The 14,088-nt window shown below is 65.3% G+C and carries 11 protein-coding genes; 4 read left to right on the top strand and 7 right to left on the bottom strand.

Annotated elements, in window-relative coordinates:
• Positions 1–2 precede the first annotated feature (2 nt).
• The 5 genes from IEY31_RS04285 to IEY31_RS04305 all read right to left on the bottom strand — a co-directional run bounded on the left by IEY31_RS04285 (position 3) and on the right by IEY31_RS04305 (position 6,433).
• A complete protein-coding gene (locus IEY31_RS04285; protein WP_188969335.1) occupies positions 3–983 on the bottom strand; it encodes an ABC transporter permease in 981 nt (326 codons plus the stop codon).
• Positions 984–1,104: 121 nt separating this feature from the next.
• Positions 1,105–2,868 (bottom strand): ABC transporter substrate-binding protein, encoded by a 1,764-nt coding sequence (locus tag IEY31_RS04290; RefSeq protein WP_188969337.1) that lies wholly within the window; start codon positions 2,866–2,868, stop codon positions 1,105–1,107.
• Between the two features lie 277 nt (positions 2,869–3,145).
• Positions 3,146–3,370 (bottom strand): preprotein translocase subunit SecG, encoded by a 225-nt coding sequence (gene secG, locus IEY31_RS04295; RefSeq protein WP_188969339.1) that lies wholly within the window; start codon positions 3,368–3,370, stop codon positions 3,146–3,148.
• Between the two features lie 267 nt (positions 3,371–3,637).
• Complete coding sequence (locus tag IEY31_RS04300) at positions 3,638–5,143, bottom strand: Ig-like domain-containing protein (protein WP_188969341.1); 1,506 nt, start codon at positions 5,141–5,143, stop codon at positions 3,638–3,640.
• Positions 5,144–5,848: 705 nt separating this feature from the next.
• On the bottom strand, positions 5,849–6,433 hold the full coding sequence (locus tag IEY31_RS04305) for an HNH endonuclease signature motif containing protein (RefSeq protein WP_188969342.1): 585 nt from the start codon (positions 6,431–6,433) through the stop codon (positions 5,849–5,851).
• 67 nt (positions 6,434–6,500) lie between these two features.
• Between IEY31_RS04305 and IEY31_RS04310 the strand changes: the two genes are divergently transcribed.
• From IEY31_RS04310 to IEY31_RS04320, 3 genes are all read left to right on the top strand, one after another.
• On the top strand, positions 6,501–6,911 hold the full coding sequence (locus tag IEY31_RS04310) for a hypothetical protein (protein ID WP_188969343.1): 411 nt from the start codon (positions 6,501–6,503) through the stop codon (positions 6,909–6,911).
• Between the two features lie 19 nt (positions 6,912–6,930).
• Positions 6,931–7,419: a GatB/YqeY domain-containing protein gene (locus IEY31_RS04315; protein ID WP_188969344.1), complete on the top strand. Its 489-nt coding sequence runs from the start codon at positions 6,931–6,933 to the stop codon at positions 7,417–7,419.
• 460 nt (positions 7,420–7,879) lie between these two features.
• Positions 7,880–8,392 (top strand): hypothetical protein, encoded by a 513-nt coding sequence (locus tag IEY31_RS04320; RefSeq protein WP_188969345.1) that lies wholly within the window; start codon positions 7,880–7,882, stop codon positions 8,390–8,392.
• Positions 8,393–8,483: 91 nt separating this feature from the next.
• Here the strand turns inward: IEY31_RS04320 and IEY31_RS04325 are convergent, their stop codons facing one another.
• On the bottom strand, positions 8,484–11,729 hold the full coding sequence (locus IEY31_RS04325) for a S41 family peptidase (RefSeq protein WP_188969346.1): 3,246 nt from the start codon (positions 11,727–11,729) through the stop codon (positions 8,484–8,486).
• 500 nt (positions 11,730–12,229) lie between these two features.
• On the opposite strand from IEY31_RS04325, the gene IEY31_RS18905 reads away from it, so the two are divergent.
• Positions 12,230–12,802, top strand: coding sequence for a hypothetical protein (locus tag IEY31_RS18905; protein ID WP_268238919.1), 573 nt, complete (start codon positions 12,230–12,232; stop codon positions 12,800–12,802).
• A 424-nt stretch (positions 12,803–13,226) separates the two neighbouring features.
• Here IEY31_RS18905 and IEY31_RS04335 read toward each other — a convergent pair whose 3' ends face one another.
• Positions 13,227–14,027 carry a hypothetical protein gene (locus tag IEY31_RS04335; RefSeq protein WP_188969350.1) on the bottom strand — a complete coding sequence of 267 codons (801 nt, stop codon included), beginning with the start codon at positions 14,025–14,027 and terminating at the stop codon, positions 13,227–13,229.
• Positions 14,028–14,088 lie beyond the last annotated feature (61 nt).

The raw sequence follows: 14,088 nt of genomic DNA on the forward strand, positions 1-14,088 counted from the left end.
CCTCAGCCGACCTTGATGCGTGGGTCGACCACGGCCAGCAGAATGTCCGAGATCGCGTTGCCGATGATCAGCAAGATCGTCGAGATTACGGTGAAGCCCGCAATCAGATACAGATCCTGCGCGGTAATGGCGGTCAGCAGCATGGGAGTGATGCCAGGGTAGGCATAGACCACCTCCACGAAGCCCGCGCCGCTGATGGCCGCCGGCAACAGGCCGCCGATTCCCGCCACGATGGGCAAAATGGCGTTGCGGAAAGTGTGCTTCCAGATAGCGGTGCGCTCGCTGACGCCCTTGGCCCGCGCTGTGCGGATGTAATCCGAGCGCATCACTTCCAGCATCAGGCCGCGGATCACGCGGGTCAGACCCGCAGCGTCGGTGATCGCCAGCACTGCCGCCGGAATAAGCAGATGTTTGAGCACGTCCCAGAACTTGCCCAGCGAGGAAAGTTCCTCGTAGTTGTTGCTGGTCATGCCGCCCAGGGGGATATCCCAGCCGGTGACGTTACGAATCTGCAAGATGAAGTAGATGACGATCAGAAACAGAAAGAAGCTCGGAAACCCCAGCAGGAAGTACAGCACCAGACTGATGGACTTGTCGCCGAACGAGTTCTGCCGCACCGCGCCGTACACGCCAATGGGGATGGCGATGGCGTAGAAGAACACCAGGTTAAGCAGCACCAGATACACCGAGTTGACGATGCGTGGCCAGATCACCGGCAGCACCGGCTGGGTGTACTGGAACGACAGCCCGAAGTCGCCCTGCAGCATGTTGCGCATCCAGTAGAAGTACTGGACGTAGGCCGGCTTATCGAGCCCGAAGGTCGCGCTGAGGTTGGCGAGTTGCTGCTCACTGATGCCGGGATTGAGACGGGCCGGGGTCAGAAAGTCACCGGGAGCCAGCGAGATCACGAAAAAGATCAGCACGCTGGCGAGAAGCAGCGTGGGAATGGCCTGGAAAAAGCGCCTTACAAGAAATGGAAACATGCCTCACTCCGTAGCTTCTGGAAATTCATTGGAATTCTGAATATCGATCTGGACAGGCGCTCAAGGGATGGGGGGTGGTCCGCCCACAGCAGACCACCCCCCAGGCTATGAAAGGGCCCGATTACTTGATGTAGGTCAGCGCGATGTCGCGGTTGCCGTAGTAGGCGTCCATCATCTTGTCGTCGTACTGTCCGCCCACACGGCTGTTGAAGGTGACGTGGTAGTTGTTGCCCACCAGGTAGACCACCGGCTGCAGCTCGCCTTCGGTCTTCATGATCTGTGCGCCCACGGCCAGACGCTTGGCGGTGTTCAGCTCGGCCTGTCCCTGGTAGAACAGCTTGGTCATCAGCTGTTCCTGGCTGGTCAGGCACTTGCCATCGGTGGGGTTGTTATAGCTGTGCAGGTTGGTACCGCAGGGCACCACGTTGACGCCGAAGGGCCAGGTGTTGGTGCCGTTGGCCAGTCCCAGCAGGATCGCATCAAAGGGACGGTTCTCGCCCTTGGCGGTCAGCTGACCCACCAGCGTGTTGAAGTCGATGGGGGTGAAGTTCACCTTGACGCCTACCTTCTTGGCCTCGTCGGCGAAGATGCGGCCCAGCTGCTCACGGGTGGTGTTGCCCGCGTTGGTGGCCAGGTTGAATTCCAGCACCTTGCCGTCCTTGCCGGTCAGGTAGCCCTGGGCGTTCTTCTTGGTGTAGCCCATCTGGCCCAGCAGCTTGCTGGCCTGCGCCAGATCGTACTGGTAGCGCGGCGCACCGGCGGCAATGCCGGCGTCGATCTGCGCCTTGAAGATGGGGTAGACGCTGAAGTAGTTCTCACTGCCCAAGCCGCCCAGCGCAAGCTTGATCATGGCGTCGCGGTTGGCGATGTGGCTCATGGCGCGGCGGAAGCGCACGTCGCGGAACAGCGTCTGCTTGGCGGGGTCGCCGGCCTTGTTCCAGTTGAAGACGATCCAGGAGGACTGCGCCTGGGGGCTCACGTTGGCCTTCAGGAAGGCCCTCAGGTTGCCGCCGTCGGTGGCCTTCTTGATCTGGGCGAGATCGTCCGCGTTGCGCACGCCGAAGGTGTCGATCTGTCCGGCGAGGTACGCGGCCAAACCAGCGTTCTGGTCAGCAACGACACGGTAGGAGTACTTGTCCAGGTAGGGCACGGAGTTGCCCTTGGCGTCCTTGTTCCAGCCGCCGTAGTTGTTGTTGGCCTTGAACACGACACGCTCACCAGCTTTGTAGCTCTCCAGAACCCACATACCGGGGCTCACGATCTCGCTGGGGTTGGTGCCCAGGGCCCACATCTTCTTGATCGCGTCGGCGCCGCCGGCCTTATACGCCTTGCCGAACACGTGGTCAGGCCAGGGGGTAAAGCTCATGGTGGCCAGGGCGGTGGAGCTCTGCGAGGGGAAGTCGAACTGCAGGGTCAGGTTGTCGATCTTCTTGATGGTGATGGGCTTGTCGTTGATGAAGAAGCTGTCGTAGCTGTTGGAGCCGACCTTGTCGTCGGTGTGGATCTTCCAGGTGGTGATCCAGTCGTCAGCGGTGACGGCCTGACCGTCGCTGAACTTCATGTCGGGGCGAATCTTGACCACGAAACGCTTGTTGTTGTTGCTAACCACAGCCGGGCCGGCCGCCATCTTGGGGATGTAGTCGTCGTTGCGGGGGTCCTGGGTAAACAGGCCTGCGCCCACTTCCATGGTCCCGGGGATGCTGGTGGCCTCGGCGCTGGTGAAGGGGTTGATGGTCTTGAAGTCCGAGATGGTGAAGTCACGGAACTCACCGCCGGTCTTGTTGGCGGTGTTCGTGTCGCCCGTCCAGGCAGCGGGGTAGACGAAGGGGGCAGCCATCGAGGTGGTCGCGGTCATGGCCAGGGCCAGGAAAAGAGCTTTCTTCATGTGATTCCTCCGGGGAATGGGTCAACAACTTTAGAACTTGAGTTCTGGAAGTGGCTCCGTTCCGGCCTGGGCCAAACGGATACCGAGTTGTCGTGGGGTTTCCAGCGCGGTCAATATATGAATTGGCTTAGAGAAGGTCAAGCGTGAAATCACCTTTCCTTCTACAAGGGCCATCCTTACCCCCATCACTTTACGTCTGAGAGGTAATTCTTGCTTTTGCCGTCAGCAAAAACCGGAAGCCACTCCCATCAGTGGCGTTCCGGGACGGGTGATCTGCCTAGCGAGAGACGAGACTGATCAGGAGCGCGATCAACATGAAAAAGCCGCCCAGCACGCTGGTGATGCGAACCAGACCGCCTTCTACTCCACGCCCCCCCAACAGGGAGCCGCCGGACGCCATGCTGGCCGAGAGACCCGCCTGCCGGGGCACCTGCAACAGGATGAAAAACACCAGCGCTACACAGATCAGCGCGAACAGCACGATAAATAGGTTCAGGATCATGGTTTACCTCGTTGGTGGGGTGCCCAAATAGAACGCGTCCCTGGGCAGTTTGTCGCCTGTTGAGGGTCCGGCACCCGCGCGGTCCCAGGATACACCAGCGTCCGGTTCCGCAGCACCCACGGGACTGACACTGGCCGGCGCACGCGACACAACTCCAGGAGAACGCTGAAAGCCCCACCCCGCCATGACCGGCCGTGGGTGGGACGTTTGCACGCATATAGAACCGATGTACCTGCCTTGAAGCTGAAGCAGTGTCCGCCTGTATCCTCAGTTGGTGTAGCCGTACAGGGACACGCGGGTGTCGGCAGTGGGCTTGACCGTCACCCAGTACTCGCCTGACGTGAGGCCAACAGTGGTTTCATCGTATTTGATCTCGCCCACGTCGGTGACATCAAAAATCGATTCCTCAAGCGGCACGCCCTGACCCTTCTCGTTCACCATGGATGTGGAGAAGCGCTTGATGCCCTGAGGCAGGCAGAACGAGTCTCTCTGGATGCAATCCCCCGGATTGAAAAGGGCCAGGTAATCGGCAGACATGCCGGCAGGCACCACCACCCGGAAAGTTCGGGGCACCCCGTTTTGCAGGTCAAACTCCACGCTACGGGTGTCCGGGCTGAAGATGAACTCTCCGGTCGACTGCGCCGTCCCTCCCGCCACCTCAACGGTCTGCTGGGCACGCGACTCGTTGCCGCTGCTGTCGGTGGCCACAGCCGTCAGCGTGTGGCTGCCCGCTATTTGTGGCGTCCAGCCCACCGTCCAACTCCCGCCAGCCGCAATGGCGATCCTGGCTGCGGCCTCACCCGGCTCGGAGCTTGCCAGAAGCGCCCCGTTGTCGTACACCCGGACCGCACCCAACTGCACGTCGTCGGTTGCCGTTCCCGACAGCGTGGTTGAGACGTTGCGGACCGCATTACCCACTGGCGCAAATGTCAGCACCGGTACCTTGAGGTCGGCCACCAGTGCACTCAGCTCAATCTTCTGGGCGTATTCCAGCGTCGTTGGCCCAAACGACGCGGTGTCGGTGCCGGCGTTGCGAATCCAGGCACTAAAGGAGGCTGTGACGTTCAGCACCGCGTCGCTGGCCGTGCCTCGGGCGGTGACGTTGACCCCCACCTTGCCGCCGGCGTTGTTCAACACTCCGTCGGTGGGATTGCCCAGCGTGTACGTCACGTTGCCCAGGTCAGCGGTTGGGATGACGGCGCTGAGCCCGCCCACGGGGGCGGTCTTCGGGTTCAGGGCCAGGTTGAAGGTGCGCCCGGTAAACAGCTGAGGCAGGCTGATGGCGGGAGCCAGGGTGCTGACGGATTTATCAAAGACAGCGTGAAACTTCAGCTGGACAATGCTGCCCTCGCCACGAATGGTGCCTGGGTTCTCACTGGCAGGACCGTAGGCGAGCAGGACTTTCCCCGTGGAATCGTCAAGCACCGCATTCTCGAAGGTGTATTCGCCTGCCGGCAGCAGCAGGGTCTGCTGGAAGCTATTGGAGGTGTTCAGGGTCAGCACGCGGGCGCCCTTGCCGGTGGGATCGTAATTGCCGCCGTTAAACGCAACAGGTTGATTGCTGGCGTCCCGCACCCGCACGTCGAAGTGGGCGGCGGGAAAGTCACCAGCCAGACCCTGGGTCTTGACGTTGCCGGCTGCGCTGATCCTGAGCGACACAAGTTCAGATGAGGTTGGCTCAGCAGCAGCAGGCGGCGTCGGCACCGGCGACACAGAGCCGCAGGAGGCAGCGAGCAGGGGCAAGGACAGCAGCAACAGGGCGCGTTTCATCATGGAACTCCTTCAGGGGGCAAAGGCCTGCAGGGATGTGATAGGAGGGCAGCGCCGCAGGACGGGACGCTGATGGGTGATCGAACGCTGGTGGGAAGGTGAATGCCGTGTGGGTCAACGGTCTTGCCAGTAAGGGTGCGTCAAGGGCTCTCACAAGTCGCTTACAAGCGTACGGACCGCGTCAGGAGCGGGGCGTCTCTGGACTCATCGCTTCCGCGTCGCGCCGCCGTGCCTACCAGTGCGGCCAGCGGGGATGACCAGCGGCTCCAGCGGCCCGGTGCATGGCTGGAAGCTTGAGCCGGGAGTTCCGGTCTCCCCTTTTGGGAACATGTCAACGCCCGTCATCAACGGGCAAGGAACAGTCACTCGGCACAGGAGCCGCCAGTTGACTGGAGTTGAGCCGAGGTATGCCGTCCAGGCGGGTTGAAAGCTTGACCGTCACGCACCGCCCGCCCCAGCACACGCAAAAAGCCCACGCAGACGCATGGGCTTGTGCTCGTGGTGGTGCCGATGGGGGGACTCGAACCCCCACGGTTTCCCGCTCGATTTTGAGGCTAAATACGTCTCAATCAAGAGCCACAGCACGCGCTTATGCGGTAAGCACGGACAATTTACCACACCAGCACGCCGCCGGCAGGCCCGGCGGCACACGATTCCTGACGCCCCAGCCGGAGCTCTTATCCACTGGTAAGAAGGTGCGCTTCCCGCTCAATCAGGGCGCGCGAGCGCGGCCTCCCAGCCCGGCGCGCCCGGCATCGGCAGCGACGTCCAGGTCTGGCCAGTCCGCGCCAGGTACACGGCCGAGACCGAGACCCCCAGCGCCCGGGCCAGCTCGGTGTCCAGGCCACGGCGGTAGGGCAGCGCCCGCAGACGAATCACCGTGGGCGCGTTCAGACGCGCGCGCCCGTTGCCCTCCCCTGTCCGCCCACCCCGGCCCTTCTTGCGGCCCTTGACGGTCGCGTCGCGCATGTTCTCGCGGTGGCTGCCAAGAAACAGGTGCGCTGGGCACACGCACAGCGGCGTGTCGCAGGTGTGGCAGACATGCAGCGCGCTGGGGGGCAACTCACCGTGCGTGAGCATCCAGGCGACGCGGTGCGCGCCCACCTTGCGGGGGCCCAGCCGGAACAGGCCATACCCGCTGTTGCCGGTTCCACCGGCCCACAGCCAGCATTCCGCCTCCGCGCCGCGCCGCACCTGCGCCCAGAAGCGCTGGCGCAGCCGTTCAGGGTGAGGCGCGTGGCGCAGGCGGGTGATCGGACCGGACTGGGGGCCTGTTGGGGCGGGAGCAGACATACTGCCCAGGCTCGCCCGCGGGGCGGCGCCGTCACCACCCCGCCAGAACGCCCAGGCCGGCCGCGGCATGCCGCTGTCCCTGCTGGCCGCGCCCCACCTGACCCGCGCCGCCGTGGTGCGCTGCGGCGCGCAGACCTGGACCCGCCAGGGCGCCGAGACCCGCAAGGATTTTGCCCGCCGCGTGCAGCTCTCGCTGATCGACTGCGCCGAAGGGCGCATCATGGAGGCGGACGAGGCCGCTGACGTGCCCGCAGGCCCCACGCGGCTGGTCAGTGACCAGCCGCAGCGCGCCCTGAGCCCGGGCGACACCGTCATCTGCTTCCAGCCGGGCGTCACCCAGCCCATGGGGGTCGCGGTTCACGGGCTGCGCGGTCTGCTCGACACCCTCCAGGCCAACCCGCTCGCCAGCAGGACTGGAGCGCCTCATTCCGGTTCTATTCTCAGCCGCCTGCCCCAGGCACCCTGTCCCCACCCTTGACGTAAAAAGGAGCCCCACCATGGACCTGACCACCCTGAAAACCCGCCACCTGACGGCCCGCAAGGCCGCCCGCACCGATCCCCACGCCGCCGCCGAAGCCGCCGTGCTGGGCCGCGTGCTGGGCGACGCCGAGACCCAGGCCAAGAACAAGCCGGCCACGCCCCAGCTTGACCTGATCGCCGGCGTCACCGGCGCGCAGCGCGCGTCACTGGAAAAAGAAGTTCAGGATCTCACCACGCTGGGCCGCAGCACCGACGTGGCGGGCCGGGAACTGGGCATTCTCCAGGCGCTGCATGACGAGGGCAGCGGGATCAAGGCGCAGCAGGACGCCGAGAAATCGGCCCTGCTGATGTCCGAGGCCGACCTGAGCGCGGCCATTACGGCGGCCGTGACGGGCGGCGCTGGCAACATCGGCGCCGTGATGAAGGTGCTCAAGGCCCAGTACGACGGACGTTACGACGGTGCCGTGGCGAGCCGCCTGGCCAGAGAAGTCCTCGCCGGCACCTGAGCCCGCACCGCCTTCAGGCCGCGTCCCCCCGACAGGGGCGCGGCCTTTCGTTGGGTTGGCGCTGCGTCGCTGGGCAGTGCCAGCGCCCTCCGGCTTCAGCGGACCCGCAGACCCACCTGGAGCAGCCGGGCGCCGTGATCCACCGTTCAGGCGACGAGCCGCCTCACCCGGCCAACACGCCCACCCGACCCTCCCATTCGGGCACCGCAGCAAATGGCAGAATAGTTGTGTTTCAGAATGAAGCCAGGGCAACCTCTGGAGTAGTTCGAGGCCATCCCGAATTTGATTCGATTGGAGCTTCTTTTCTGTCAAATGCTCCAGGGTCAAGCTGCTGACGATCTCGCCCTGAACATGAGTATCGGTCAACTGCACAGGTCTGGTCAGGAGCAGGATCTCCCTCATTCAAGGCTTTTGAGGCTGATGTCAGACTGCTTTAAGAGGCCAGCCTTACGCTTAACGCATGAACAGATCGCTGTTGCCTGTTGCCGCCACTGCCCTGCTATCGGGCTGCGGCATCGTGTCGTTGCCTCCGGTTGCCATCCCTGACCAGACCCTGAGCCTGCCCGTCAGCACCAGCGCGCAAAATGCTGTGATTTACGATGGTGACGATGCTTTTGACGGTGCCACGATGCCCGATGTCCTGAGCAACGTCTCGCTGAGTGGTCAGGCGCTGTACTCCGGTGCGGGCAATCTGAGGAGCGTGGCCATCTTCCTTCGCAGCAGCCTGCCCTCGTGTGATCGCGTCTCGGGTATGTCGGCACAATTCTGCGCTCCCGACGGCGAAAGCGCCCAGCGTATCGGCACACTCAACTTGCAAAATGGGAAGGTCACGGACCTGATTCTTTCGGGCCAGGCGCTTGATGAGGCGGCCAGAGCCGGGCACGGGTACTTCGGAGTACAGGTGTTGAGCGGCAGCAGCGTGTTGGGCGATTCCCTGAAATTAAGCCAGCTCAAGGTCAGCGCCAAGTTCTAGCAGAAAAGATGCGCAATCCTGGAAGAATTCTGGATGGCCTGGTGTCGGTCCGGGAGTTGATGACACCTGACTTCCCAACGCAACTCTTCTGTCATTTGCTGTCACGCGCGGCGTCTGGCGCCCAGTCCCCGTCCCCCGCCGGTTCGCGAACGGCCCGGGGATCGGGCGCGGGGCGCGGCACCCGCGGCTGCGGGTTGGCCTCCAGGGCGGTCAGGACCAGCTGCACGGCGCGCTCCAGCTGTGGGTCGCGGCCCTGGGCGGCGAGCTTCGTGGTGAACTCGACCTCAATATCGGGCGCGACGCCCACGTTCTCCACCTCCCACTCGCCCTCCGGGCTGAAGATGGCCAGGCGCGGTGAGGTGAGCGTGCCGCCGTCGATCAGGGGCGGATAGTCGTAGATGCCAATCAAGCCGCCCCAGGTGCGCTTCCCGACGATGGGGCCCAGCCCGCGCCGCCGGAAGAAATGCGGCAGGGCGTCCCCGCCGGAGCCAGCAAGCTCGTTGATGACCATGGCCTTGGGACCGAAGATCGACGCATTGGGCGACGCGAAGGGGCGGCCCTCACGCGTCGCCCAGAGGCTCAGCAGGGGCCGGTCCAGCAGATCCACCACGTAGTCCGCGACGGAGCCGCCCCCGTTGAAACGCTCGTCGAGCACGACGCCCTGCCGGTCCAGTTGCGAGAAGTAGTACCGATTGAAGGCCTCGTAGCCGGCGCGGGCGGTGTCGGCCATGTAGACGTACGCGACGCGCCCCCCGGACAGCTCGTCCACGCGGCGGCGGTTCGCCTCGATCCAGGCCTGCAGCCGCAGGCGGCGCTCGTCGGCCACCGGACGCACGGTGACCGTGCGCGCGTCGGCCTCATCCGGCGTGGGGCCCACGCGCAGCTCGGTGACGCGCTCGGCGGTCTGCTCGAACAGGGCGTAGAGGTTCTCAGGTGCGTGCAGCGGCCGGCCATTGACCGCCAGCAGGTACTCGCCGTCACGGACATTGACCCCGGGCTCGGTCAGGGGCGCGCGCAGGTCCGGGTTCCAGTTCAGGCCGCTGAGGATGCGCCGGAAGCGGTAGCGGCCGTCCGCGATCTCGTAATCGGCCCCCAGCAGCCCGACGCGTGGGTCCTCCCCGCGCGGCACGTCCCCTCCCGTGACATAGGCGTGCCCCACGACCAGTTCGCCCGACAGCTCGGCCAGCAGGAAGTTCAGGTCCTCGCGGTGCCCGACGTGCGGCAGGAAGGCCCGGTAGCGTTCAGCCACCGCCACCCAGTCCAGTCCGTGCATCTCAGGGTCGTAGAAGAAGTCGCGGTGAATGCGCACGCCCTCCTCGAAGATCTGCGCCCACTCGGCGCGCGGGTCGACGCGCACCCGGGCGCTGTCCAGGTTCAGGCGGCCGTCCTCAGGTTTCGGCGTGTCGGTCACGCCGACGACGGCGTACGTGGCGGGCTGCCCGCTGGCATACATCAGCCGCTTCCCGTCGGCGCTGACCCGGTAGTCGCTGACCCCCGGCATGAACGCGCACGCCTCGCGCTCCCTGGTGTTCCAGACGCGCAGCACGTGCCGCTCGGGGGCCTGCTCCGGGTTGACCTCGGCGGTGGGGTCGCGCTCCAGGTAGAACAGGCGGTCCTCGGCGGACTCCAGACGCGAGTACTCGCCGGGAGGCACCGGCAGGGCGACAATGCGCTGGCCCAGCCCGTCAAGGTCAATGCGCACCGGCTCCGGCGCAGGCGCCGCCACCGGACTGCCGGACTCGGGGGCGCCGGGTTCGGGCCGCGTCCCGGGTTCCTCGTCACTCTGCGGCGCCAGGGGCGAGGGGTCACCCCGGCGCAGGACCGCCACGTACAGACTGCGCGTGACCCGCCGCTCGTAGGAGGACATGTCGAGCCAGCCGGTGTTCAGGCCGTAATTCACGCTCGCCGCGAAGTACAGCAGGCGCCCGTCCCGGCTGAAGCGGGCACTGACCGCGTCGCTCATGCCGTCGCTGACCTGATGCGACCCGCCGCGGGACACGTCGTGGACGAACACGGCCCGCAGGTGGTTCGGCAGGCGCCGGGTGTAGGTGAGCCACTGTCCGTCCGGCGACCACGCCGGATCCAGGCTGCGCTGCGGGTGGTCGTAGGTGTCGGTGTCCACCCGCGTCACCTCGCCCGTCTCCAGCACGACGTACGCCAGGTTCAGCGCCTTGTCGGTAAAGGCGATGCGGGTGCCGTCCGGGGACCAGACCGGACTGTAGTAGAAGGTCGGCGTTTCACTCAGCGGGTAGGTGCGGAGAACGGCGCCCTTCTGGTCGGCGACCACGAGCCGGTACTCGCCGCCCGCGTCGGACAGGTACGCGACGGACTGTCCGTCCGGCGACCACGCCGGGTCCCGCGCAAAGACGCCGGGCGTGTTCGTGAGGTTGCGGGGATCGCCCTTGCCGGCAGGTACCGTCACGATCTCGCCGCGGGCGGCGAACACGGCCCGCGCCCCGGTGGGCGAGAGGCCGAACGACGTGACGTGTGGCGCGGCCTTCACGCGGCGGGGCCGCAGGTTGGGCAGGTCGGCGTTCACCGTGATCTGCAGGGGCTCGGGCGCCTCACCGGGCGTCAGGAAATGGACCCGTCCCCCCTGCTCGTAGGCGAGGCGGCCGGCGCCGGCCGTGAGCGAGCGCACGTCGAAGTCGTCGTGGAAGGTGAGTTGCCTGACGTCGCCGGTTCCCGGCCCGTGCTGCCAGACGTTTACCACCCCGCGGCGGTCCGAGAGGAAATACAGGGTGCCGTCCAGCCAGCAGGGAAAGGTGTCGGTCGCGTTCTCGTGCGGGACCTCGGTCTCGTCGAGCGTGTCCTGATCGAGCAGGCGGATCGGCACGGTCATGCCGCCCCGGTATCTCTTCCAGGACCAGAACGGCTCGGCGAACGGCGTGTAGGCCAGGCGGCCGTCGTGGGAATAGGCGCCGCGCTCGGCCATCGGCATGGGCAGGGCTGCCGGGTGCCCGCCTTCCGGGGACAGCGTGTAGAGGCGGCGAACGCGCGCGGAGATGGTGTGGCGGGCGGAGGCGAACAGCACCTCACCCGCGGGCGTCCAGCCGCGCACCAGGTCGTCGCCCGGGTGAAAGGTGAGGCGCCGGGGCGTGCCGCCCTCGACCGGCACGACGTAGACGCTCGCGGCTCCGTCATCGTTGCCGCTGAAGGCCACGAATTGTCCGTCCGGCGAGAAGTGCGGCGTCTGCTTGTGGCCGGGTGTGGCCGTCAGGCGCCGGACGTTCTGTCCACGGTGACCAGTGAGCCAGAGGTCTCCGGCATACACGAAGGCGAGGTGCTCGGCACTCAGGGCCGGCTGACGGAGCAGCAGGGTCTCGGGAAGCGACATGGGAAACACTCCTTGAAGGCGGGGAACGGCGGCGATGTGGTGTGACCTTACCGCACCCGGCCGCCAGGGCGGCGCGACCTTGCCGGGGCCCGGCACAGGGAGGTGGGCCGCGCCTGCGTTGGCTGGTCCCGTCGCCCTTTCAAGGACCGGACCGGCCCAGTCTGTCGCGCGCGGCCGCCCTGTCTTTCCTTGCGAACAGCGTGGGCCAGGGGCTATTCAGGTTCAGGGCCGCCACCGACGGATCCGGTCGCGCCCGCCTTGACTGCCCGAGAGCCCGCGGGCCCAGACGCGGTCTGGCGGTCACACACGACATCGCCCCGCTCATGCGGGGCGATGTTCAGGTTACGTTGCACGGTGCTTTAAAGTAGCGGCGTTTCAAAAAGGTGTTTCATTCGGCCTAGAGGTATGACGCTTGGGCCAGCTGGTCCTTGAGGACCCTGTGGTCCTTCAGGGCCTTGGGGACCAGCTGGCCCAATTGGACCCTGGGGACCAGCTGGACCTTGGGGACCAGTAGCACCAACGGCACCAGCTGGACCGACCGCACCCGTGTTCCCCTGCGGACCCACCGGTCCCGCTGGACCTTGCGAACCAACAGCACCAGTTGGACCCGTCAGACCGATTGGGCCTTGTGCACCAGGCTCGCCTTTATTGCCCGCCGGTCCCGCTGGACCTTGCGAACCAACAGCACCAGCTGGACCCGTCAGACCGATTGGGCCTTGTGCACCAGGCTCGCCTTTATCGCCCGCCGGTCCCGCTGGACCCTGCGAACCAACAGCACCAGCTGGACCCGTCAGACCGATTGGGCCTTGTGCACCAGGCTCGCCTTTATCGCCCGCCGGTCCCGCTGGACCCTGCGAACCAACAGCACCAACGGCACCAACTGGACCGACCGCACCCGTGTTCCCCTGCGGACCCACCGGTCCCGCTGGACCTTGCGAACCAACAGCACCAGCTGGACCCGTCAGACCGATTGGGCCTTGTGCACCAGGCTCGCCTTTATCGCCCGCCGGTCCCGCTGGACCCTGCGAACCAACGGCACCGGCTGGACCCTGTGGACCCGTCGCACCGGCTGAACCTGTCTCGCCCCTGGCTCCGGCTGGGCCCTGGGGACCTGCTGCCCCAGCATCGCCTTTCTCTCCCTTTCCGGTAGGTCCTTGTGCGCCTGTAGCACCCACCGCACCTCTGTCTCCAGCAGGACCCTGCGGTCCTACAGGGCCACGTAAGTTGGGGATCGTTCGGGGATCAATCAGCACCAGCTTGCCTTGGCGCACGATGAGCACTTTCCCCTCGTCAGCGGCAGATAAAGTCAGCCCCGCGGGGGTGGGAATCGTTACCTCACCGCCGCTCTGTGCCTGAGCCACCGAGAGGCCCAGCATCAACATCCACATCGCCTGTCGTTTCTTCATCATAGTTCTCCGTTAATGACGTGATTTTTAAAGACACAATTCCCTAACAAACACAATGATCTGCTTCGCCCAGAGGGGCCCCAGGAATGCTTCAGGGGGGCGTGGGGAGTGTTATGACCCGCGTGGCGGTCCCCACTTTACCCGCCGTCCGCACACCCGACAGGACCAGGTCACCCGCAAGTGGGCTTCCGCTCAAGACGGTGATGGTGCCCTTCAGCTCGCTGGCCCGCGCCTGTACACCAGTGTTGTTGGTGCTCTGCACGCCTTCGAGGCTCTGGGTCACACGGGTTTCACTGTCACTGACGGGAATGGACGTGAAGCTGAACGCGTAAGGATCATCTTGCGAGTTCACTTGTAAGGGCACCTTCATGCCAATCACCATCCGGTTGGCTTCTGTGCCGATGGCGAGGGTCCGGCCTGCGCCACTGCTGTTGAGGACCGTAAAGCCGTACGGCAGCAGGCCCAGCATGCCCGGCGGGGTGAACAGGTCACTTTCCGGGAGGTACTGCACCGTGTCGTCGGTGTTGCGCAGAACTTGAAGCGCGCCGGTGGTGGGATTGACGGTGCTGGCCTGAGCCGGTTGGGTGTTCAGGGAGAGGACGTTGAGTTCCGCCGGAGTGTAAAGGGGCGCGCCTGGAGCGCGAACCATGGCACTGATGGCCGTATCATTCGTATTAACGGGCAAGCTGCTCGTTGTGCGGACACCCACAAAGCTGACGTTGCTCAGCGCAGCGGAGCTGGTGACGCTGACCACCGAGTACACGTACCGGAATCCCGCCGTCCGGGGCTGACCGCTGGGAACGATATCTACGCTGCCCCTACCAAGCACGCGTACGGGAACAACCTGACCCTGCTGGTCGGTCAGGGTCTGCCCACCCAATGGGGGGGTCAACTGAACCTCAAATGCAGCTGTCCCCAGTCCTGTGAACGTCAGTGTGAACGGCTGGCCAACG

It is taken from the genome of Deinococcus aerolatus, assembly GCF_014647055.1.
Classification (GTDB): domain Bacteria; phylum Deinococcota; class Deinococci; order Deinococcales; family Deinococcaceae; genus Deinococcus; species Deinococcus aerolatus.

Excerpts from the sequence above, each read along its gene's own strand:
- IEY31_RS04285 (WP_188969335.1), bottom strand. The coding sequence starts at position 983 with ATGTTTCCATTTCTTGTAAGGCGCTTTTTCCAGGCCATTCCCACGCTG.
- IEY31_RS04290 (WP_188969337.1), bottom strand. The coding sequence starts at position 2,868 with ATGAAGAAAGCTCTTTTCCTGGCCCTGGCCATGACCGCGACCACCTCG.
- secG (WP_188969339.1), bottom strand. The coding sequence starts at position 3,370 with ATGATCCTGAACCTATTTATCGTGCTGTTCGCGCTGATCTGTGTAGCG.
- IEY31_RS04300 (WP_188969341.1), bottom strand. The coding sequence starts at position 5,143 with ATGATGAAACGCGCCCTGTTGCTGCTGTCCTTGCCCCTGCTCGCTGCC.
- IEY31_RS04305 (WP_188969342.1), bottom strand. The coding sequence starts at position 6,433 with ATGTCTGCTCCCGCCCCAACAGGCCCCCAGTCCGGTCCGATCACCCGC.
- IEY31_RS04310 (WP_188969343.1), top strand. The coding sequence starts at position 6,501 with ATGCCGCTGTCCCTGCTGGCCGCGCCCCACCTGACCCGCGCCGCCGTG.
- IEY31_RS04315 (WP_188969344.1), top strand. The coding sequence starts at position 6,931 with ATGGACCTGACCACCCTGAAAACCCGCCACCTGACGGCCCGCAAGGCC.
- IEY31_RS04320 (WP_188969345.1), top strand. The coding sequence starts at position 7,880 with ATGAACAGATCGCTGTTGCCTGTTGCCGCCACTGCCCTGCTATCGGGC.
- IEY31_RS04325 (WP_188969346.1), bottom strand. The coding sequence starts at position 11,729 with ATGTCGCTTCCCGAGACCCTGCTGCTCCGTCAGCCGGCCCTGAGTGCC.